The 20,748-nt window shown below is 73.4% G+C and carries 14 protein-coding genes; 9 read left to right on the forward strand and 5 right to left on the reverse strand.

Annotation, left to right across the window (positions count from 1 at the left end; translation table 11 throughout):
* Positions 1–185 precede the first annotated feature (185 nt).
* From ACFFGY_RS03510 to ACFFGY_RS03520, 3 genes are all read left to right on the forward strand, one after another.
* Positions 186–1,526: a peptidylprolyl isomerase gene (locus ACFFGY_RS03510; RefSeq protein ID WP_377042997.1), complete on the forward strand. Its 1,341-nt coding sequence runs from the start codon at positions 186–188 to the stop codon at positions 1,524–1,526.
* Positions 1,519–2,379: a 16S rRNA (adenine(1518)-N(6)/adenine(1519)-N(6))-dimethyltransferase RsmA gene (gene rsmA / locus ACFFGY_RS03515; RefSeq protein WP_377042998.1), complete on the forward strand. Its 861-nt coding sequence runs from the start codon at positions 1,519–1,521 to the stop codon at positions 2,377–2,379. The genes ACFFGY_RS03510 and rsmA overlap by 8 nt, the downstream gene beginning before the upstream one ends.
* Before the next feature lie 514 nt (positions 2,380–2,893).
* Positions 2,894–3,760, forward strand: coding sequence for a choice-of-anchor L domain-containing protein (locus ACFFGY_RS03520; protein ID WP_377042999.1), 867 nt, complete (start codon positions 2,894–2,896; stop codon positions 3,758–3,760).
* Between the two features lie 67 nt (positions 3,761–3,827).
* On the opposite strand, the gene radC is transcribed toward ACFFGY_RS03520, so the two are convergent.
* Together radC and ACFFGY_RS03530 are read right to left on the reverse strand one after the other, a co-directional pair.
* Entirely contained in the window at positions 3,828–4,970 is a 1,143-nt protein-coding gene (radC, locus tag ACFFGY_RS03525) for a RadC family protein (protein ID WP_377043000.1), read from the reverse strand.
* A gap of 1 nt (position 4,971) precedes the next feature.
* A complete protein-coding gene (locus ACFFGY_RS03530) occupies positions 4,972–5,580 on the reverse strand; it encodes a JAB domain-containing protein (protein WP_377043001.1) in 609 nt (202 codons plus the stop codon).
* A 471-nt stretch (positions 5,581–6,051) separates the two neighbouring features.
* Here ACFFGY_RS03530 and ACFFGY_RS03535 point away from each other — a divergent pair, with 471 nt between their 5' ends.
* The gene (locus ACFFGY_RS03535) at positions 6,052–7,215 is read left to right on the forward strand and encodes a benzoate/H(+) symporter BenE family transporter (RefSeq protein ID WP_377043002.1); all 1,164 of its coding nucleotides are present in this window, start codon (positions 6,052–6,054) and stop codon (positions 7,213–7,215) included.
* 305 nt (positions 7,216–7,520) lie between these two features.
* Complete coding sequence (locus ACFFGY_RS03540; protein ID WP_377043003.1) at positions 7,521–8,879, forward strand: hypothetical protein; 1,359 nt, start codon at positions 7,521–7,523, stop codon at positions 8,877–8,879.
* Between the two features lie 188 nt (positions 8,880–9,067).
* On the opposite strand, the gene ACFFGY_RS03545 is transcribed toward ACFFGY_RS03540, so the two are convergent.
* Entirely contained in the window at positions 9,068–9,736 is a 669-nt protein-coding gene (locus ACFFGY_RS03545; protein ID WP_377043004.1) for an acetyltransferase, read from the reverse strand.
* A gap of 205 nt (positions 9,737–9,941) precedes the next feature.
* Entirely contained in the window at positions 9,942–10,784 is an 843-nt protein-coding gene (locus ACFFGY_RS03550) for an oxidoreductase (protein WP_377043005.1), read from the reverse strand.
* Between the two features lie 49 nt (positions 10,785–10,833).
* Between ACFFGY_RS03550 and ACFFGY_RS03555 the strand changes: the two genes are divergently transcribed.
* Positions 10,834–11,442: a TetR/AcrR family transcriptional regulator gene (locus ACFFGY_RS03555; RefSeq protein WP_377043006.1), complete on the forward strand. Its 609-nt coding sequence runs from the start codon at positions 10,834–10,836 to the stop codon at positions 11,440–11,442.
* A gap of 214 nt (positions 11,443–11,656) precedes the next feature.
* Here ACFFGY_RS03555 and ACFFGY_RS03560 read toward each other — a convergent pair whose 3' ends face one another.
* Positions 11,657–12,910, reverse strand: coding sequence for an MFS transporter (locus ACFFGY_RS03560; RefSeq protein WP_377043007.1), 1,254 nt, complete (start codon positions 12,908–12,910; stop codon positions 11,657–11,659).
* 134 nt (positions 12,911–13,044) lie between these two features.
* Here ACFFGY_RS03560 and ACFFGY_RS03565 point away from each other — a divergent pair, with 134 nt between their 5' ends.
* The 3 genes from ACFFGY_RS03565 to addA are packed head-to-tail and all read left to right on the forward strand — an operon-like array spanning position 13,045 to position 20,739.
* Entirely contained in the window at positions 13,045–13,836 is a 792-nt protein-coding gene (locus ACFFGY_RS03565; RefSeq protein ID WP_377043008.1) for an AraC family transcriptional regulator, read from the forward strand.
* Between the two features lie 49 nt (positions 13,837–13,885).
* Complete coding sequence (gene addB / locus ACFFGY_RS03570; protein ID WP_377043009.1) at positions 13,886–17,242, forward strand: double-strand break repair protein AddB; 3,357 nt, start codon at positions 13,886–13,888, stop codon at positions 17,240–17,242.
* Positions 17,239–20,739: a double-strand break repair helicase AddA gene (gene addA, locus ACFFGY_RS03575; RefSeq protein ID WP_377043010.1), complete on the forward strand. Its 3,501-nt coding sequence runs from the start codon at positions 17,239–17,241 to the stop codon at positions 20,737–20,739. Before addB ends, addA begins: the two co-directional genes overlap by 4 nt.
* Positions 20,740–20,748 lie beyond the last annotated feature (9 nt).

Raw genomic sequence — 20,748 nt, forward strand, 5'->3', positions numbered from 1 at the left:
CTCCCGCCGCCGCCGGTCCCGTCCTGGCCCCGGCGGCACCGCCCGGGCGGAGGTTCCCGGCGGACACCCGCCACACGCCGACTCCCCGCCGGCGCGCTTCCGTGCCACACGCTCCCCGGCCGCGCTCCCCCTCGGGCCTTCTCCCGGGCGCGGCCACGCCCGCCGGCCCCTTCCCGGGATTCACCATGCGACCGCTCCTGCCTTTCCTGCTCCTGCCCACTCTCGCGCTGCCGATGCTGTTTCACCCCGCCGCCGCACAACCGCGGCCGCAGGTGGCCCGCCCCGCCGCGGCCGCGGCGCAGCAGCCCGCGAACATGAACCGCATCGTGGCGGTGGTGAACGGCGACGTGGTCACCCAGGCCGAGGTGCAGAGCCGCGCCCGCCTCTTCGCGCTGACCTCGGGCATCCCGATCAGCTCCGACATGATCACGCGGCTCGAGCCGCAGATCATCCGGCTGCTGATCGACGACCACCTTCGCCTGCAGGAGATCCAGCGCCGCAAGATCCTGGTCACCGACGACGAGGTGGCACAGGCGATCGGCGACATCGAGACCCGCAACGGGCTGCCCAAGGGCGGCCTGACCGCGCAGCTGCGCGCCTCCGGCGTCGACACGCGCGTGCTGTTCGACCAGATCCGCGTGCAGCTCGGCTGGTCGCGCCTGATCCGGCAGTCGCTGGGCCCGCAGGCGCAGCCCACCGAGTCCGAGATCCGTGAGCGGATGCAGGCGCACGAGGCCCGCACCGGCCAGCCGGAATACCTCGTCTCCGAGATCTTCATTCCCGTGGACGACCCGGCCCGCACCGACGAGGTGCGGCGCTTCGTGGGCGACGTGGTGACGCGCTTGCGCGGCGGCCTGCCCTTCGCCGTGGCCGCGACCCAGTTCTCCCAGAGCCAGACGGCGCTGCAGGGCGGCGATATCGGCTGGACCCGCGCCGACGAGCTGGAGCCCGCAGTGGCGCGCATCGTGTCGCAGATGCCGCCGGGCGCGATCAGCAACGCGGTGGAGGTGCCCGGCGGCTTCCGCATCGTGACACTGCGCCAGAAGCGCGAAACCGGCCGCGACCTCGCGACGCTGGTGTCGCTGCGTCAGGCCTTCCTGCCCTTCTCCACCCGCCTGGACCCACAGAACCCGACCGACCAGCAACGTCAGCAGCTGACGCGCGCCCAGGCGATCAGCGGCGGCTGCCCGGCCGTGGAGGCCGCCAACCAGGCCGCCGGCAATGTCCGCCCCGCCGACCCCGGCCAGGTGCGCGAGGATGAGCTGAACCCGCCGCAGCTGCGCCAGCTGGTCGCCAGCCTCGCGCCCGGCAAGGTCAGCCAGCCGGTGGTGACGCCCGACGGCATCCTGGTGATCGCCGTTTGCGCGCGCGAAACCAAGAACCTCGCCCAGTACAACGAGGACATGGCCAAGCAGCAGCTCCTGCGCGACCGCGTGGAGCTCGCGGCCCAGCAGCAGCAGCGCAGCCTGCGCCGGCGCGCCGACATCGAGATGCGCGACGGCACCACGGTCGCGCGCGGTGACTGAACCCGCGCCCGGAACCGACGCCACCGCCGTTCTGCCTTCGCTGCGCGACACCGTCGCGCGGCACGGGCTGGATGCGCGCAAGTCGCTGGGTCAGCACTTCCTGCTCGACCAGTCCATCTGCGCCCGCGTGGCCGGTCAGGCGGGCGACCTCGCCGGGCGCCACGTGGTCGAGGTCGGGCCCGGCCCCGGCGGGCTGACCCGGGCGCTGGTGGAGAGTGCCGCCGCCCACGTCACCGCGATCGAGCTCGATCGCCGCGCCATTGCGGCACTGGCGGAACTGCAGGCGGCGCGCCCCGGGCGGCTGACGGTGATCGAGGGCGATGCGCTGCGGGTCGATGCGGCGGCGATCACCGAGGCGCCGCGCGTGGTGGTGTCGAACCTGCCCTACAACGTCGGCACCGCCCTGCTGGTCCACTGGCTGGAAGAAGCGGAGCGCTGGGAATCGCTGACGCTGATGTTCCAGCAGGAGGTCGCGGCCCGGATCGTGGCCGCCCCCGATACCGAAGGCTACGGGCGCCTGTCGGTGCTGTCGCAGTGGCGCTGCGAGGCGCGCATGGTGCTGACCCTGCCCCCCGGCGCCTTTTCGCCGCCGCCCAAGGTCTGGTCTGCCGTGGTGCACCTGCGCCCGCGCGCGCAGCAGCCCGAACCGGCGCTGGCCGCCGCCATGGGCCGGCTGACCGCCGCGGCCTTTGGACAGCGCCGCAAGATGCTGCGCGGCTCGCTGAAGTCCCTGGGTCAGGCCGAGGCGCTGCTGGAAGGCGCCGGGATCGAGCCGACACGGCGGGCGGAAACACTCTCGGTGGCGGAGTTCGAAATCCTGGCGCGGGCGCTGCTGGCGCGCGGCAACGGCTGATCCGCCGCGCGGCGACGCCCCGTACGCCTCGCCCGGTCGCGACGCTCGCTTCCAGGGTTTTGAGAACGAGGAGGTGGAGGCGACCGGGAGCGATGCGCTCCGGACCACCGCAGAAGAACCTGCGGAACTCCCGCCTCAGGGCCACGACGTGTTCGTGCTGCCGGAAAGGCTTCGGAACCTGCTTCGGGCAGAATCGGGCCTTGGGCGAAAGGCATCAGTATCAACCCCCGAATTTCACCCGGCGAAATTATCCTGCCCGATATTTCGGTAAATGGAGCGGCTTTCTCGGAAACCCGCGCAATGAAACGCCCCGGCAAAAGCGTTTTCCTGTTCGGAATAACGCGGCCGGTGCATGACGGAGAACTTTACACTCCCTCCTCCCATCCAGGATATTCTCGAATAACCCACTGTAAAATCTGACTTCATATCATGGCGCGGGTTTTGCCTCCGGGTTCGCGCCGGCCGCATCACGCAATGCTGCGGGACGGTGTTCATGAACCCAAAAAGGATTTCCATGCTCCCCCGCATCTCCCTGGTGGCATCCGTTCTTCTCGGAGGTTTTGCCATCGCCTCGGCGGCTCAGGCCGCCCCCATCACCGTGACGACGACGAACAACGCCACCACCCTCGCGCAAACGCTCGTGGGTTCCGGCATCACCATCAGCAATGCGACCTACACCGGCAACAGCGCCTCGGCCGGAACCTTCACGGGCGGCAGTTCTGCCAGCCTGCCCATCAACCAGGGCATCCTGCTGACGTCCGGTCTCGCGGCCTCGGCGGGTACGTCCTACACCGGCGACGGCCCGTCCACGGACGTGGGTGGGGCCGGATCGGCCTTGATCCCGAACTCGCACGACGCAACGACCCTGACGTTCGATTTCACGTCCAGCAGTACGACCGCCTCGTTCAGCTATTTCTTCGCGTCGACCGAGTACCAGGGATACGTGAACAGCTCCTATAACGATCTCTTCGCATTTCTCTTTAACGGCGAGAACATCGCGAAGGTGCCCGGCACCGACCTGGACGTGGCCGTCAACAACGTAAACAACGGCGGCCCGACCGCGCCGGGCACGAACCCCTCGAACCCGCAGTACTTCGTGAGCAACGCGACCGGCCAGAACCCGAATGTACCTTATGGCGGCTATACCACGCTGTTCACGGCCAGCATTTCTGGATTGACGCCAGGTGCCGTTAATTCGCTCACCCTGGTGATCGCCGACGTTACCGACAGTGTTCTTGATTCCGCGGTATTCCTCCAGGCCGGCAGCTTTACCGACCAGCCGGCGCCGACCCCGGTTCCGGAACCTGCCTCCGCGGCTCTTTTCGGGGCGGGCCTGCTCGGACTGGCGATGGTGCGTCGCCGCGCCGGAATGCAGCGCTGAGCAGCGCCGCGGGAACTGTTCGGCAGTTCCCGCGCACCGCGGAGAGGCGGTTCGCCCGCGCCCCGTTCTAGAGCAGACCTTCCGCCCGGAAGCTCGCATGGCGGCCGTTGCCGACGATCACGTGGTCGATCAGCCGCAGGCCCAGCGCGTCCAGCGCCTCGCGCACCTGGGCGGTCATGCCGAGGTCCTCGCGGGACGGCGTCGGGTCGCCGCTGGGGTGGTTGTGCACCAGGATCACCCCGGCGGCGTCCAGTTCCAGCGCCCGCCGCGCGACCTCGCGCGGGTAGACCGGCGTGTGGTTGACGGTGCCGCGCGCCTGCGCCTCGTCGGCCACCAGCCGGTCCGCAACGTCGAGGAACAGCACGCGGAACTGCTCGACCCGCTCCCGCGCCAGGGCGGCGTTCAGGTAGGCGATCACCCGGTCCCAGCGGTCGAGCACGGTCTGCCGCATCACCTCGGCGCGTCGGAGGCGCAGCGCCGCCGCCTGCACCAGCCGCACCGCCGCCACGCCGTGGGTGCCGAAGCCGCGAAGCGCGCGCAGCTCCCTGTCCCCGGCCGAGAGCAGCGCGGCGAAGGAGCCGAAATGCCGCACCGCCGCGCGCGCCAGCGGCCGTGGGTCGGTCGGAAGCGCCAGGCCCAGCAGCAGCGCGGCCAGCTCTTCCTCGGCGAGACCCTCGTGGCCGTGGTTCAGCAGCCGGCGACGCAGCGCGAGCGGGTCCCAGGCGGTGTCGTCGATGGCCCCCGGCGGCGGGAAGGCGGCCGGGACCATGGGTGGGGCCATCCCGGGGCTTTCCCCGGGCGGCACACCCCGCGAAACACCCGCCAGACCACTGTCCGGCGGGGAACGCCGCAGCTGTTGCTCTGCCTCCCGCAGCAGCCGCTCCACGTCGCGCAACGCGAAGCCGGCCGCATCGGCGAAGCCGCCGGGTGTTCCGTCGAGGCTGCAGGGTGCTCCAGCTGAATCGGTGGCTGTTCCGTCGAAGCCGCCGAATGCCCCGGCGAGGCCGGGAGGCTGCTCCGCGAAGTTCTGCGGTGCTTCCGCGAAGCCTTGGGACGGACCAATGGAGCCGCCGGCCTGACCGGCGGAGCCGCTGTCCGCTTCGGTCGGGGACGCGGTGACGGGCGAAACGGCACCGGGCGCCCGCGCCGGGCGGCCCCAGTCCACGTCCTCCTGCGCCGGACCCGCCGCGCTCCAGCCTCGCTCCGTCACCTCAGATCAGTTCCTCGCGACGGAGGCTGAGCGGCGCGGCGCCGCCGACCACCAGGTGGTCGTGCAGCGTGACCGACAGCACTGCACCGGCGCGGCGCAGCGCCTCGGTGGTGGCGACATCGGCCTCCCGCAGAGCGCCGCCGGGGCGCTGGGTCAGCAGGATCAGCGCCGTGGCATGCAGCGCCAGCGCCCTGCGCAGCACGGCACGCGGCGGGAAGCCCGGTTCCGCCGCCTCGTCGGCCAGCAGGCGGTTGCGGTTGTCGAGGAACAGCACCCGCGCGCCCTCGGGTGGCGCGGCTGCGTCATCGAGGTAGCGCATCAGCCCGTCCCAGGACCGCAGCACCGGCCGCTCCACCTGCTCGGCCCGGGCGAGCCGGTCGGCGGCGGCCTCCACCAGCTTGATCGCGGCGATGCTGTCGAGGCCGAGCTCCAGCCGGCGCAGGTGGCGGGGATCGGCCGACAACACTTCAGGCAGGCCGCCCAGCTGGTTGATCAGCGACTTGGCCAGCGGCTTGGTGTCGCGGCGTGGGATGCCCAGGAACAACAGCATCTCCAGCACCTCGTAGTCCGGCAGCGCCTCGGCGCCGCCGCCGAGCAGGCGGGTGCGCATTCGGGCGCGATGGCCCTGCGGCCCGGTGCTGGCGAAGGCGGGGCTGCCGAACGTGGTCGTGCCAGACGCGGGCGCCGACGACCGCGCCGGGCTGCGGCCCAGGTCGCCCCAGCCCGGATGCCCCATCCCTGGCAGGTCGGCGGGGTGCCCTCCGGCGGCAGGAAGTCGCGGCGGCGATGAGCCGGGTCCGCCTCCTGCGCCTGCCCTGCGGGAATTTTCCGTCGTCACGCGCTCTCCTCGCACCGGGGCACGGTTTTGGTGGCCGCCAGATGCGATCTGCGCGAAAGGTTGCAGAACCGGCCGCTAGGAACAACCGCCGCGCGCTAGGTCGCACGTCCTGGCGCGCAGACGATGTGCTGCTGTGACGCCGCTGCCATAGGAACAGCGTGGCCAACGCTGCACGGGGGCCCGTTGCGATTCATGCGGCCCTGCCTCTTTCCGCCATGGCGGTTCCGGGCTCCCCTGCCGGCCATGCGCCTCCTCCTGCCGCCCCAGACCGTGTTCGCGGGCCTGCTCGCCGCCTTCGTGGGCTTCGCCTCCTCTTTCGCCGTGGTGCTGCGCGGCCTCCTTGCCACCGGCGCCAGCCCCGCCGAGGCCGCCTCGGGGCTGATCGCGCTTTGCATGGCGCAGGGGCTCTGCGCCCTGTGGCTCAGCGCCCGCACCCGCATGCCGGTCAGCATGGCCTGGAGCACGCCGGGCGCCGCGCTGCTGGCGGCCTCGGGCGCGGTGGAGGGCGGGTTTCCGGCGGCGGTGGGCGCTTTCCTCGTCGCGGGCGTGCTGGTGGTGCTGGCGGGCTGGTGGCGCCCGCTCGGCCGCGCCGTGGCGGCGATCCCGCCGACGCTGGCCAATGCCATGCTGGCGGGGGTGCTGCTGAACCTGTGCCTGGCGCCGGTGCGCGCGGTGTCGCTCTCGCCCGGCCCGGCGCTGGCGATCGTGCTGACCTGGGCGGTGGCGGGGCGCATCCACCGGCTGCTGGCGATGCCGGCCGCGGTGGCGGTGACGATGCTGCTGGTGGCGCTGCAGCCAGGGGCCGCGCCACTGGCCTCGGGGCTGCCGCACCCGGTCTGGACCTGGCCCGCCTTTACCCCGGCCGCGCTGGTGGGCGTGGCGGTGCCGCTGTTCATCGTCACCATGGCCTCGCAGAACATCCCCGGCATCGCGGTGCTGAGCGTCAACGGCTTCCACCCCGAGCCCGGGCCGCTGTTTCGCGCTTCGGGCGTCTTCTCGATCCTGGCGGCCCCCTTCGGCGGGCACGCGGTGAACCTGGCCGCGATCACCGCGGCGATCTGCGCCGGGCCCGACGCGCATCCCGACCTGGCCCAGCGCTGGAAGGCGGCGGCGGTGAGCGGCGGGGCCTACGTCGTGCTCGGGCTGGTGGCGGGCGTGGTCACGGGCTTCGTGGGCGCCGCGCCGCTCCTGGTGGAGGCGGTGGCGGGGCTGGCCCTGCTCGGCGCGCTGGGGGGCGCCCTGCAGGGCGCGGTGGCCATCCCGGCGGAACGCGAGGCGGCGCTGGTCACCTTCCTGGTGACCGCTTCGGGCCTGGGCTTCGGCGGGATCAGCGGGGCCTTCTGGGGACTGCTGGCAGGAGGCGCGCTGCTGGCGGCGATCCGCCTGCGGGCGCGTCTCGGGCGGTAAGCCAGCGCTGCGAGCCAGGCGACCGGGCCCGACGGGCGCGGCCGGAAAAGCGAGGCAAGACAACGGGTCAGGAAAACGGGCCAGGGGAACGACCCGGCCGGAACGGGACGCGCCGCGGCAGCCTTTCCGCGCCCTGCCCTGTGTCGGAGCCGCCCCGCATCGCTACCCCGCCCCGCCGACCCAACCCGCTGCCCCAGCCTGCTGCCCCATCGGGCGCCTGTCCCGCTCTCTTTCAGGAACACGCCCGGCGCCGGTCGATCGTGACGGTGCCGGAAACTTTTCCGGGAGGCCACGATTGCTCTCCCATGCCTCCTGCTTCGCCAAGCCCGCGCCGGCTGGCCCCCGTGGCCGCGCTGCTGATCCTGCTGCTCGCGGCGCTTCCCGCAGGGGCGCAACGGCCGCCGCCGGACACGCCACCCGCCCCTGCCGCGGCGGCGACCGAGCAAGCCCGGGGCGAGTCCCGCTTCACCGTTCCGGCTGGCTGGAGCGGCGGCCCGCAGGCGAACGGCACCTGGCTGGGCCGGCGCGACTTCACCGGTGAGCGCGGGCAGCGCGGCAGCGCGCTGATCCAGGTGGCGCGGCCGATCTCGCACGCCGCCGGCCCTTTCGAGACCGTGTTCGCACAACTCGCCGCCTCGATCCCGGAACTGGCGAAGGAACGGCCAACCACCAAGGGCCAGGGCGTCACGGTGAACAACCACCGCATCGCCTACGATCATCGCTGCTGCGGCCGGCGCAACGGCGTCTCGCTGGCCAGCGAAACGGTGGCGATCGACGACGGCACGAACACCCACGTCATGATGTTGGTCACCCTCGGCCTGCGCGGCGACGACGCGCGCGCGGCCTGGGCGGATTTCGACGCGCTGGTGCGCTCCTTCCGGCCCCGCGCCACGGACCGCGCCTTCGCGCTGGAGCCTCCGGCCGGGGCCGGCGGGCTGGACGGGGTGTTCAGCCACCTCAGCACCGGCATCCGGCCCAACGCCTTCGGCGGCACCGACTTCTACGCCGACAACGAGGTCTTGGTGTTCGACCCCAAGGGGCTGTTCAGCCACGCCATCCCGTCGGGCACGCAGGACGTCGCCGCCCATTGCCGCGAGGAGCCCACCGACTGCGGCACCTACAGCCTCGCGGGCGGTGGCCTCCTGGGCGGGGCGGAACGCATCGAGATGCGCGAGGTCGGCCACCGCTTCGGCATCATGGAAAACGAGACGCAGCCGCTGCGCCGCGACGGCGGGAACCTGCGCATCGGGGAAACGCTGCACCAGCGCGTGCCGCCCCTGCCCTCGGATACGCGCTTCAACGGCACCTGGCGCTACTTCTTCGCCTCTTCCGGCACCGGCGCCTTTTCCTCGGGCGGCGTGGCGTCGGAGCGGCTGCTGACGCTCACCCCCGACGGCCGCTTCCGCCGCACCGGCTTCACCGGCGCCAGCAGCACCAACGAGGTCGGCGGCGGCACCACCGGCTTCACCGCCGGGCGGGAAAGGCCGGCCGAGAGCGGGCGCTACGAGGCCGCGGGCTTCCGCCTCACGCTGCGGGGCGACGACGGGCGGGAGGAGGTGTTGAGCATCTTCCGCCCCGATGGGTCCGACGACGGCGACAAGCTGCTGGTGATCGACGGCCGAAACTACCTGCGCCAGGACAACACCCGGCCGGCGCGGCGCTGAGAACGACCGGCCGGTTCGTGGCCGGGCGCTCGTGGCAGGGCCCTGTGGCGGACAGGCCGCGCAGGTTTCCTCCGGTGAACAGGCCGAGCACGCTTTCGCCAGTGCAGAGGCCAAGAGAGCTCCCCACCGGCAAACGGACCACGAAGGATGGCAGCGGCAAGCCGGCCGCGACGGGACGCGGCGCTGGGCTACTCCCGCGCCAGCGGGCGCGCCGGCACCCCGCCCACGGTGGCGCCGTCCGCCACGTCCTCCACCACCGCGGCACCGGTGCCGACCACGGCTTCCCGCCCGACGCGCACCAGCGGCCGCAGCGCCGCGCCGATGCCGATCAGCGCCCCGTCGCCCACCCGCACCCCGCCGCCCAGCACCGCGCCCGGCGCGACGTGGACGCCGTGGCCCAGCTCGCAGTCGTGTTCCACGATCGTGCCGGTGTTGAGGATGGTGCCCTCGCCCGCCAGGGCCCGGGCGCCCAGCACCGCCCGCGGCAGCACCACGCTGCCGGCGCCGAGGCGCGCGCTGGGCGACAGGATCGCGGCGGGGTGCGCCACCACCGGCAGCGCGTAGCCCAGGGCGCGCGCCCGTCCGATCCAGCGCAGCCGCGTCGCGTTGTGGCCGATGCACACCACCACGGCCGCGACACCCTCGTGCCGCAAGGCTTCGAGCCGCGCTTCGTCACCGATCACCGGCACGCCCAGCACCGGCGCCGTGGCCGACTGGTCGAGGCAGCCGACCGGGTGCAGCAGGCCCGCGGCGCGGATCACCTCGATAAGCGCCGCGGCGTGGCCGCCGGCGCCGATCAGCACCGTGGGAGTGGCGTGGGCAGCATCGCCGGGCGGGGCGAAGGACGGATGGCTCATGCCCCGGGCTCGCACCGGGGGCGAGGCCGGGTCAAGCCCGGCTGCCGCCGCGCGCGGAAAGGTTGGGGCGGGCTGTCACCGATCCGTCGGCGACCTTCCGGATCCGCGCGCAACCGCGCCCGGGCTCCGGGCCGGCACATCCCCCGCCGAAGCGGAACCGCGCCGTGCCGCCCGGCGGTGCCATTTCCGCCGCGCCGCGCCCCGCTCACGCGTCGAAGCTGGTGGAGCGCGACAGCGCGTCCCAGGTGGTGAGTTCCGTCTTCATGCTCTCGAGCTTCTGCTCCACCAGCCCCAGCGCGTCGCTGCCCAGGAACAGCCGCACCGGCGGATGCTCCGCTTCGATCAGCCGCAGCAGCGCCTGCGCCGCCCTGGCCGGATCGCCGGGCTGATGGCCGCTCTTGTTCTGACGCGCGGCGCGGATCGGGTCCATGACGGCGTCGTAGTCGGCGATGCTGCGCGGCGTGCGGTCCATCGACCGTCCGGCCCAGTCGGTGCGGAACTGCCCGGGCGCCAGCGCCGTCACCCGGATGCCGAAGGCCGCCACCTCCTTGCCGAGCGATTCCGAGATGCCCTCCAGGGCGAACTTGCTGCCGCAGTAGAAGCTGATCCCCGGCATGGTGATGAAGCCGCCCATGGAGGTGACGTTGACGATGTGGCCGCGGCGCCGCGTGCGCATGCCGGGCAGCACGGCCTTGATCATCGCGACGGGGCCGAACAGGTTGGCCGCGAACTGGCGCTGGAGATCCTCCATCGACGATTCCTCCAGCACGCCCTCATGGCCGTACCCCGCATTGTTCACCAGCACGTCCACCGGGCCGGCCTGCCGCTCGGCATCGGCCACCGCCGCCGGGATCGCGTCGAAGCGCGTCACGTCGAGGCTGAGCGCGTGGGCACGACCGGGTGCCAGGGCCGCGAAGGCCTCGGCATCGGCCTCCCGCCGCACGGTGCCGATCACGCGGTGGCCCGCTTCCAGCGCACCCTTTGCAAAAGCCTGCCCCAGGCCCGAACTGACGCCGGTGATCAGGAACGTCTTGAAGGTGGTTGCCATGGCTGCCTCCGGACTGCCGCGCTAACTATATCATGATATAGATAGGAACATGACACGCAGCAAGACGGAACCTTCGGGCGGCACGAGGGGCGAGCCGCTCCGACAGCGGGTGATCGACGCGGCGGAAAACCTGCTTCGCGAAGGCAGGGCCGAGTTCTCGATGCGCGACCTCGCGGCCGAGGCCGGGGTCAGCTTCGCGACGCCGTTCAACCAGTTCGGCAGCAAGGCGGCGATCATGCATGCCCTGTCGGCACGACGGATCGACACGATGGAAGAACGCTTCGCCGCGGCGCCGCCGCTGGCGGACGCCGCCGCCCGCGTGCTGCGGGCGACCGACACGGCGGCCGCGGTCATGCTGGAGGAGCCGGAGGTCAACCGGGCGGTGATGGGATGGATCGGCACCGCCGGTCCGTCGCCCGGACAGGTTCGGGCACGCTCCACGGGTTTGTGGACGCTGGCGCTGGGTGCGGGTGAGGGCCTGGCACCGGCCCGGCGGGAACAGGCGCTGGGCTGCCTGCCGGGTCAGCTCGCCTTCGCGTTCCGCGGCGTGCTGTCCTTCTGGACGGCGGGCGAGTTGCCGGACGACGCCCTGACCCAGAGCGCGCGGGAGATCGCGAAAACCTTGCTGCTCGGCTTCACCGACCGGCCACTACCCTGAGGCTGGGGGCTGCCGGCCGCCCGGTTCGGGGTTTCGCTGCCCCTGCCCTCCGGGGCTGCGCCCTTCGGAGCCTGAGGGTTACTGAAGCGGACCGTGACCGATCCGAACCACGGAAAACACCCGTGGGGGTCGGAGAAGGCACACCCGCTCCGACCGCCTCGCCTTGCCCGCAGCGCCGTCGTCCGCGGCGCAGGACCGGAAAAACGCCGGGACGTCAGCCCCGCGCGCCATCCGTGCGGGGCAGCAGCACCGTGAGCAGCCCCAGCAGCGGCAGAAAGGCGCAAAGGTGGTACACGAAGCCGATGCCGCGCCAGTCCGCCAGGATGCCCAGCAGCGCCGCCCCCAGGCCCCCCATGCCGAAGGCGAAGCCGAAGAACAGGCCCGAGATCATGCCCACCCGGCCCGGCACCAGCTCCTGCGCGTAAACCAGGATGGCCGAGAAGGCGGAAGCGAGGATCAGCCCGATGATCACCGTCAGCACCGCAGTCCAGAACAGGTTGGCGTAGGGCAGCACCAGGGTGAAGGGCAGGATGCCCAGGATCGAGATCCAGATCACCGGCTTGCGGCCGATGCGGTCGCCCACCGGCCCGCCCAGCACCGTGCCCACCGCCACCGCGCCCAGGAAGATGAACAGGTAGACCTGCGCCTCCCCCACGCTCAAACCGAAGGTCTCGATCAGGTAGAAAGTGTAGTAGCTGGTGAGGCTGGCCATGTAGATGTACTTCGAGAACACCAGCACGCCGAGCACCGCGATCGCCGCCAGCACCCGGCCGCGCGACAGCCCGCTCGAGGCCGGGGCCGCGGCCGGCCGCTTCCGGGCCGCCGCCATCTCGCGGATCGCCCAGGAGCCGACCCACCACAGCAGCGCCATGGCCACCAGCGCCGCCAGCGCGAACCAGGCCACGCTGTGCTGGCCCAGCGGCAGCACCACCAGCGCCGCCAGCAGCGGCCCGAGCGCCGAGCCCGCATTGCCGCCCACCTGGAACACCGACTGCGCCAGCCCGTGCTGCCCGCCCGAGGCCGCCCGCGCGATGCGCGAGGAGCCCGGGTGGAAGATCGACGAGCCCACGCCCACCAGCGCCGCCGCCGTCAGCAGCGACCAGTAGTGCCCGGCCCAGGCCAGCAGCAGCAGCCCCACCAGCGTGAAGCCCATGCCCAGGCTCAGCGAGCGCGGCTGCGGGTTGCGGTCGGTGTACCAGCCATAGACCGGCTGCAGCAGCGAGGCGGTGAGCTGAAAGGTGAAGGCCAGCAGCCCGATCTCGGTGAAGCTCAGCCCGTAATTGCTCTTCAGCACCGGAAACAGCGCGGGCAGCAGCGACTGCATCATGTCGTTAAGGAGGTGGCACAGGCTGAGCGCGCCGAGCACCGCGAAGGCCGTGCCGCCCGCAACAACCGGCGCCGTGGCCGCCGTCGTCGTGGGCACGGCAATGCCGGGGGTGTTCGGGGGGTCGATCGTGGCCTGGCTCATCCTGTGGCCTCCCAATGGCGCCTGTTCTGCCGGCCTCCTCTTAGCGCCCTTGCCCACCGGCCCGCTTTCGTGTTCCGGTCGGATTTCTTCGCGATCGGGCCAAACCGGGTCGCGGCAGCCCCGCCGAGTCGGACGTGACGCTCCCCTCCCCGCCTCCCACCTTCAACTCGCTGGACGACACGCCGCAGCCGGTGAGCGGCCGCGCCAACCGCTACGCGCCCGACATGGTGGTGCCGCTGCACCACCACCGCCGCGGGCAGCTGCTGCTGATCGTGCAGGGCACGGCGCTGATCGCGGCCGGCGACTGCCGCTGGATGGTGCCGGCGCAGCACGCGCTGTGGATCCCGCCGGGCACCGAGCACTCGCTGCAGATGCTGGGCAGCACCGCCTCGCATTCCGCCTACCTGGAGCCCGACCTGGCCTCCGCCCTGCCCCGGCGGGCCTGCGTGCTGGGCGTCTCGCCACTGATGCGCGCCCTGATGGCCGAGGTGGTGGCGCTGCCCCACGACCACGGCGCCGACCGCCGCGCGGCGCTGATCGTGGCCCTCATCCTCGAGGAGGTGGCGCGGCTGCCAGAGCTGCCGCTCGCCCTGCCGATGCCGCGCGAGGCCCGGCTGGCGGCGCTGTGCCGCGACTTCGTCGCCGCCCCCACGCCGCGCGACACGATCGACCGCTGGGCGGGTGCTGCGGCCATGAGCCGGCGTGCCTTCACCCGCGCCTTCCGGGAACAAACGGGCCTCAGCCTCGTGGCCTGGCGGCAGCAGGCCTCGCTGTTTGCCGCCCTGCCGCGGCTGGCGGCGGGCGAGAGCGTGACGGCGGTGGCGCTGGACCTCGGCTACGAGAGCCCGGCGGCCTTCACCACCATGTTCCGCCGGGTGCTGGGGCAACCGCCGCGCCGCTATCTCGGCGGGGGTGCCGTGTCGTGAAAGCTGCTGGCCGTGCCGGGACCGGATGCGCTAAGCGGGACGGTATCGCATGAATCTCTACGAAATTCCGGCGCACCTCCCCTTCTTGGACGCGCTGGCGCGCGGCGTCGTGCACCTGGCCGGCACGGAAGACCCCGCCGCGCTGGCCCGCACCACGATCCTGCTGCCGACCCGCCGCGCGGCGCGGAGCTTGCGCGAAAGCTTCCTGCGCGCCTCGGGTCGCGAGGCGCTGCTGCTGCCGCGTCTGCGCCCCCTCGCCGGCCTGTCGGTGGAGGATGCCGAGGAACTCTCGCTGCCGGCGCTCATGGACCTGCCGCCAGCGGTGGACGCGGCGCGGCGGCTGGCAGTGCTCACCTCGCTGGTGATGCGCCTGCCGCCCCATTTCGGCGGCCCGTCCCACCCGGACCAGGCCTGGCGCCTGGCGGTGGAGCTCTCGACACTGCTGGACGAGATGGCGCTGGAAGGCTGCGACCCGGCGCAGCTGCCGGGCCTCGTGCCGGAAGGTCTCGCACAGCACTGGCAGATCACGCACCTCTTCCTGGGCGGCGTGATCACCGCCTGGAACGAGTGGCTGGCGGAACAGGGGCTGATGGATATCGGCCCCCGCCGCGTCGCCGCGATCGAGGCGCAGACCGCCGCCTGGCGCGATGCGCCGCCGTGCGACCTCGTGGTGGCGGCGGGCATCGGCATCGGCGGCACCATCCCCTCGGCGGCCGCGCTGCTGCGGGTGCTGGCGCGCGCGCCCAACGGCCACGTCGTGCTGCACGGCGTGGGTGAGCCGCTGCCGCGGGAACTCTGGGACGAGGTCGCCGGCAGCCACACCCACCCGCTGAACGGCCAGGCCCGGCTGCTGCAGCAGATGGATGCCAGCTTCGGTGACCTCCGCCCCTGGCCCGGCACCGCTCCGGCCGAGGCGCCGGGCGCGCCCTCCGCCATGGCGGGCGGCGCCGCGCCCGGTGCTGCGCTCCGGCCGGCCGCGGACGGGCATGCGGAGTTCCGCGGCGCCACCCCCGTCGCGACCAGCCCTGTCGCGAGTGGCCCCATCACGGGTGGCCCCGACGCCCCGCCCCGCGCGGGCGGCATGCGGCGCACCCGCCGCGCCGCGCCCCTGACCGCGCAAGCCGACCTGTTCGACGCCGCCGCCGAGATCGCCGCCGCCGAGGCCGCCGTGGAACAGGCGGGCTCGCGCCGCGCCGCGCTGCTGGCGCGCTCGCTGCGCCCGGCCGGCGGCATTGCCTGCTGGGGCGAGAACGAACCCGCGCGCTGGGCCCCGGCGCTGGACGGGCTGACGCTGCTCACCGCCCCGGACGAGGCCGGCGAGGCCGCCGCCATCGCGCTGCTGCTGCGCGAGGCGCTGGAAACGCCGGGCACGCAGGCGGCGCTGGTGACGCCGGACCGCGACCTCGCGCGGCGGGTCTCGGTGGAACTCGCCCGCCACGGCGTGATGGCCGATGATTCCGCAGGCCAGCCGCTGGGGCAGACCCCGGCCGGCGCCTTTCTGCGCCTCCTGTGCCGCATGGTGGCGGAAGGCTTCGCGCCGGTGCCCGCCCTGGCCTGCCTGAAGCATCCGCTCTGCGCCGCCGGCCTCAACCGCGCCGACTGGATGCGCGCGGTGCGGGAGCTCGAGCGCGAGGTGCTGCGCGGCCCCCGCCCGGCGGCCGGCCTCGCCGGGCTGCGCGCGGCGGCGCGGCTGGCGCTGCTGCCGGAGGATGCGGACGACGAACCGGATGCGGCGGAAGCGGAGCGCCGCGCCCGGCGCCGCGCCAACCGGGCGGAGCGCCTCGCACGGGTGGAGGCGATGCTCAGCCGCCTCGAAGCGGCGCTCGGCTCCTTCACCGCGCTGGCCGAAGTCGCGCGCCCGCCCGCCGCGCTGCTGGAAGAAACACTGACAGCCGCCGAGGCGCTGGCCGCCACCGACACCGAACCCGGCGGCCTGCGCCTGTACCACGGCGAGGAAGGTGAGCCGCTGGCCGTCCATCTCGCCTCGCTGGGCCCGGCGGTGGACTGCCTGCCGCCCATCTCGGCTGCCGCCTGGCCCGGGCTGTTCGACGCGCTGCTGGAAGGGCCGCTGGCGCCGGGCGTGCGCAACATGCGCGGCCGCGTCGGTGGGTCGCACCCGCGCGTGCAGATCCTGGGCCTGCTGGAAGCGCGGCTGCAAAGCTTCGACCGCGTGGTGCTGGGTGCGCTGGAGGAAACCGTCTGGCCCATCGCCACCGACCCCGGCGCCTGGATGAGCCGCCCGATGCGCCGCGAGTTCGGCCTGCCCGAACCGGAAGCGCGCATCGGCCGCGTCGCCGCCGACTACCTGCTGACCGCACTCTCCGCCCCCGACGTGGTGCTGAGCCGCGCCCGGCGCCGCGGCGGCAGCCCGGCGGTGCCGGCGCGCTGGCTGACGCGGCTGGAAACCTTCCTGGACGGGCAGAAAGCGGAAGGCCGGTCCCTGCGCCTCGCGGTTTCGCCGGCCGCGGCCTGGGCGGCGCGGCTCGACGTGCCGGAAGCGCCGGTCCCCTCGCCCCGCCCGGCGCCCAACCCGCCCGCGATCCTGCGGCCGAAGCGGCTGACCGTGACGGATGTCTGGACGCTCAAGGCCGATCCCTACGCCTGGTACGCGCGACGGATGCTGGGGCTGCGCGCGCTCGACCCGATCGATGCCGAGGCCGATGGCGCGCAGTACGGCTCGCTGGTGCACGACGCCGTGGCCGCCTGGACGCGCCGCGCGGCCGGGCGCTTTTCCGACGCCCAGGCGGAGGCCTGGTTCCGCGAGGCCGCCGAGGAGGCGCTCGCCGCCCGCGCACCGCGCCCGGGGCTGGTGGCCTTCTGGCGCCCGCGGCTGGAGCGCATTGGCGCCTTCCTGCTGGACATCGAGCGCGCACGCGAGGAAGTGGCGGCCCGCCACGCCGAGGTTTCGGGCACCCTGCCGCTCAGTTGCGGCGTGGAGCTTTACGGCCGTGCCGACCGCATCGACCGGCTGACGGACGGGAGCCTCGCGATCATCGACTTCAAGACCGGCACGCCGCCCACCGACGCGAAGATGCGCGACGGCCGCGCGCCGCAGATGCCGCTGGAAGCCGCCATGGCGCTGCGCGGCGCCTTTCGCGACGGCGCGGGCATCGCCATCACCGGCGAGGGCGTTTCGGCACTGGAACACTGGCAGCTTTCGGGCCGCTGGGAACCGGGCGCGCGCCACGGCTTCGACACCACCCGCCGCAGGTCCGAGGACGGCGGCATCGACGCCGTGGCCGAGGAAGCGCTGCGCCAGGTCGACGCGCTGGCCGAGGAATTCCTGTTGCGCGAGCGTCCTTTCCTGGCCCGCCCGCATCCCGGCCGCGCGCCTGCGGGTGGCGACTACGACCACCTGTCGCGGCTGCGCGAATGGGGCGGCGCCGCCGACGGAGGCGAGGCATGAACGTGACGCTGCCGCCCGGCCGCGGCAACGCGGCCCTGCTGCGCGACGGCGCCCAGCGGGATGATGTCCGGCGTGAGGACGCCCGGCGCGACGACGACGCGCTGACGCCGCGCCAGCGCGCCGAGCGGGCGCAGCAGGAAGCCTCCGACCCCGGGCTCTCGGCCTGGGTGGGCGCCTCTGCGGGATCGGGCAAGACCAAGGTTTTGACCGACCGCGTGCTGCGCCTCTTGCTGCGGCCCAAGGCGGAGCCGGGGCGCATCCTGTGCCTGACCTTCACCAAGGCGGCGGCGGCCGAGATGGCGACCCGCCTCGCGCGGCGCCTGGGCGGCTGGGCCGTGGCCGACGACGCGACGCTCGGGCACGAGATCCGGGCGCTGACCGGCCGCGCCCCGGACGAGGCGGGCCTGCGGGACGCACGGGCGCTGTTCTGCCGCGTGCTGGAACAGCCGGGCGGCATGCGGATCAACACGATCCACGCCTTCTGCCAGTCGCTCTTGCGCTCCTTTCCGCTGGAAGCCTCGCTGCCGCCGCAGTTCGCGCTGCTGGAGGACGCCGACGCGCTGACCTTGCTGGCCGAGGCGCGAGAGGCGGCGCTGGGCGGCGGCCGCGTGGAGGATGCGAGCATCCGCCTCCTGTCGCAGCTCGACGGCAGCGACGACACGGCGCGCATGCTGCGCGAGATGGCAAAGCAGCGCGAGCGCCTGCGGCCGCTGCTCGACGCCGCCGGCGGGCGCTTCGCGGTGGACGCGGCGCTGCGCGAATCCCTGCTCCTGCCCGAGGGCGAAACGGCCGACGACATCCCGGCGCTGCTGTGCCGCCCGGACGAGGCGGTGCGGACGCAGGCGCAGATCCTGCTGGAGCACAAGAACAAGACGCAGCGCGAGCTCGGGCAGAAGATGCTCGACTTCCTGGGCACGCCCGAAGGGGAACGTCTCGGCCGCGCCGCGGAATGGTTCGCGATCCTGCACACCGACAAGGGCACGCTGCGCAAGGCGCTGGAACCCATCGAGGCGATGGCGGCCGAGAGCGCGCGTCTTCTCGCGCTTCAGGCGCGCTGGAACGCGCACCGGATGCGCGACGCCACCGCGGCGCTGCTGGATGCCACGCGTCCCGTCCTGGCGGATTACGCGGCGCGCAAGCGCAGGCTCGGCGCGCTGGACTTCGACGACCTGATCCACCGCGCGCAGATGCTGTTGCGCGACCCGGGCTCGGCCTGGGTGATGTTCAAGCTCGACGGCGGGCTGGATCACCTGCTGCTGGATGAGGCGCAGGACACCAACCCGGAGCAGTGGGGCATCGCCTCCTCACTCGCCGAGGAGTTCTTCGCGGGCGACGGCGTGCGCGAGGCGGGCGAGCGCACGCTCTTCGTGGTGGGTGACGAGAAGCAGTCGATCTACGGTTTCCAGGGCGCCGACGCGCGCGGCTTCGAGAGCTGGGAAGCGCGCTTCCGCGAACAGGTCGTGCGATCGGGCAACACCTTCCGCCCGGTGGCGCTGGACGTGAGCTTCCGCTCCTGCACGCCGGTGCTGGAACTCGTGGACGCGGTGTTCCACGAGGGTGCGGCGAAGCACGGCGTGGTGCGCCCCGACGGCGCGCCTTTGCGCCACTTCTCCGATCGCGCGGGACAGGCGGGCTCGGTGGAAGTCTGGCCGCTGCTCCAGCGCGGCACCACCGCGGAGCCGGAGCCCTGGGTGGTGCCGCCGGTGCCGGTGCCCGCGGCCGACAGCGACGCGCAGCTGGCGGAAACGCTGGCCGCGCGCATCGACTGGATGGTGCGGCACGAAACCCTGCCCTCGCGCGGCGGGCGGCCGGTGCGGCCGGGCGACATCATGGTGCTGGTGCGCCGGCGCACGCGGCTGACGGAGCTGCTGGTGCGGCAGCTCAAGCGGCGCGGCGTGGCGGTGGGCGGCGTCGACCGCATCGCGCTGATCGAGCAGATCGCGGTGGAAGACCTGCTGGCGCTGCTCGATGTGCTGCTGCTGCCCGAGGACGACCTGCAGCTGGCGGCGCTGTTGAAGTCGCCGATCATCGGCCTCGACGAGGACACGCTGTTCACGCTCTGCCACGGGCGCGAGGGCGCGCTGTGGCACGCGCTGCTGCGCCACCGCGGCGCCGACACCGCGACCGGCCGCGCGGCGGACTGGATCGCCAGGCTGGCCGACCGCGCCGACTTGGTCACGCCGCACGCGCTGCTGAGCGAGGTTCTGGGCGAGCACGGGCGTCGCGCGATGCTGCTGGAACGCCTGGGCACCGACGCGGCGGACGCGCTGGATGAGCTGCTGAGCGCGGCACTTCGCTACGAGAACCGCCACCCGCCCTCGCTCCAGGGCTTCACGCACTGGCTGCGCCGCGGCGGCGCCGAGGTGAAGCGCGACGCCGAGAACACCGGCGACGCGGTGCGGATCATGACGGCGCACGGGGCCAAGGGCCTCCAGGCGCCGGTGGTGATCCTGCCCGATGTCGGGCGCGGCGGGGTGCGCACCACGCTGCTGTGGCAGGACGACGTGCCGCTCTGGGCGCCCAGGCGGGAGTTCCAGGCCGAAGCCTGGCGCGACGCGGACCGGCGCCGCGCGGAGGCTGCGGCCGAGGAAGAGAACCGGCTGCTCTACGTGGCGCTGACCCGCGCCGAGGACCGGCTGCTGGTGTGCGGACAGGAGCCCCGCGGGCGCGAGAACGGCGAAACCAGCTGGCACGCGCTGGTGCGCGCCGGCATGAGCCGCTGCGACGGGGTGGCCGAGGAGGATTTCGACCCGGTGAGCTTCGGCGGCCCGGCCTCGGCGGTGTTTCTCGGCCCGGTGCTGCGCCTCACCGCCGAGCAGACCGCCGCGCCGCGCGTCGAGGCGGCGGGCGAGGTCGCCGCCCCGGTGGCGCTGCCGGGCTGGGCCACGGTGCCGGCCCCTGTCGAGGTGTCGGAGGACCCGGTGGCGCCGTCGCGCCTGGCGGGCGAGGAGGTCGTGCCGCCGGCCGCGGCACCGCACGGCACGCGCGACCCGTCGGGCCGGCGCTTCCGGCGCGGGCTGCTGATCCACGGCCTGCTGCAGAACCTGCCCGACCATCCGGAGGAAGCACGCGAGGCGGTGGCGCGACGGCACCTCGCGCGGCCCGGGCACGGGCTGACGGAGGAGGAACAGGCGGCCACGCTGCGCGAGGTGATGGCGGTGATCGCGCACCCGGCGCTGCGCGACGCCTTCGGCCCCGACAGCCTGGCGGAAGCGCCGCTCGCGGCCCGGATCAACGGGCGCGTGGTGGCGGGACAGGTGGACCGCCTCCTGGTGGGGGACGACCGCGTGGTGGTGGTGGACTACAAGACCAACCGCCCCCCGCCCGATCGGGCGGAGGACGTGCCGCCTGCCTACCTTCGGCAGATGGCCGCCTACCGCGCGGCGCTGCAACAGGCCTGGCCGGGGCGGGTGGTGGAGTGCGTGCTGGTGTGGACCTGGTCGGGCCGGGTGATGCCGCTGCCGGCGGCGATGCTGGACGCGCAGCCGGGGATCTGAGCGGCGGGG

It is taken from the genome of Roseomonas elaeocarpi (assembly GCF_042433915.1).
Classification (GTDB): domain Bacteria; phylum Pseudomonadota; class Alphaproteobacteria; order Acetobacterales; family Acetobacteraceae; genus Roseomonas; species Roseomonas elaeocarpi.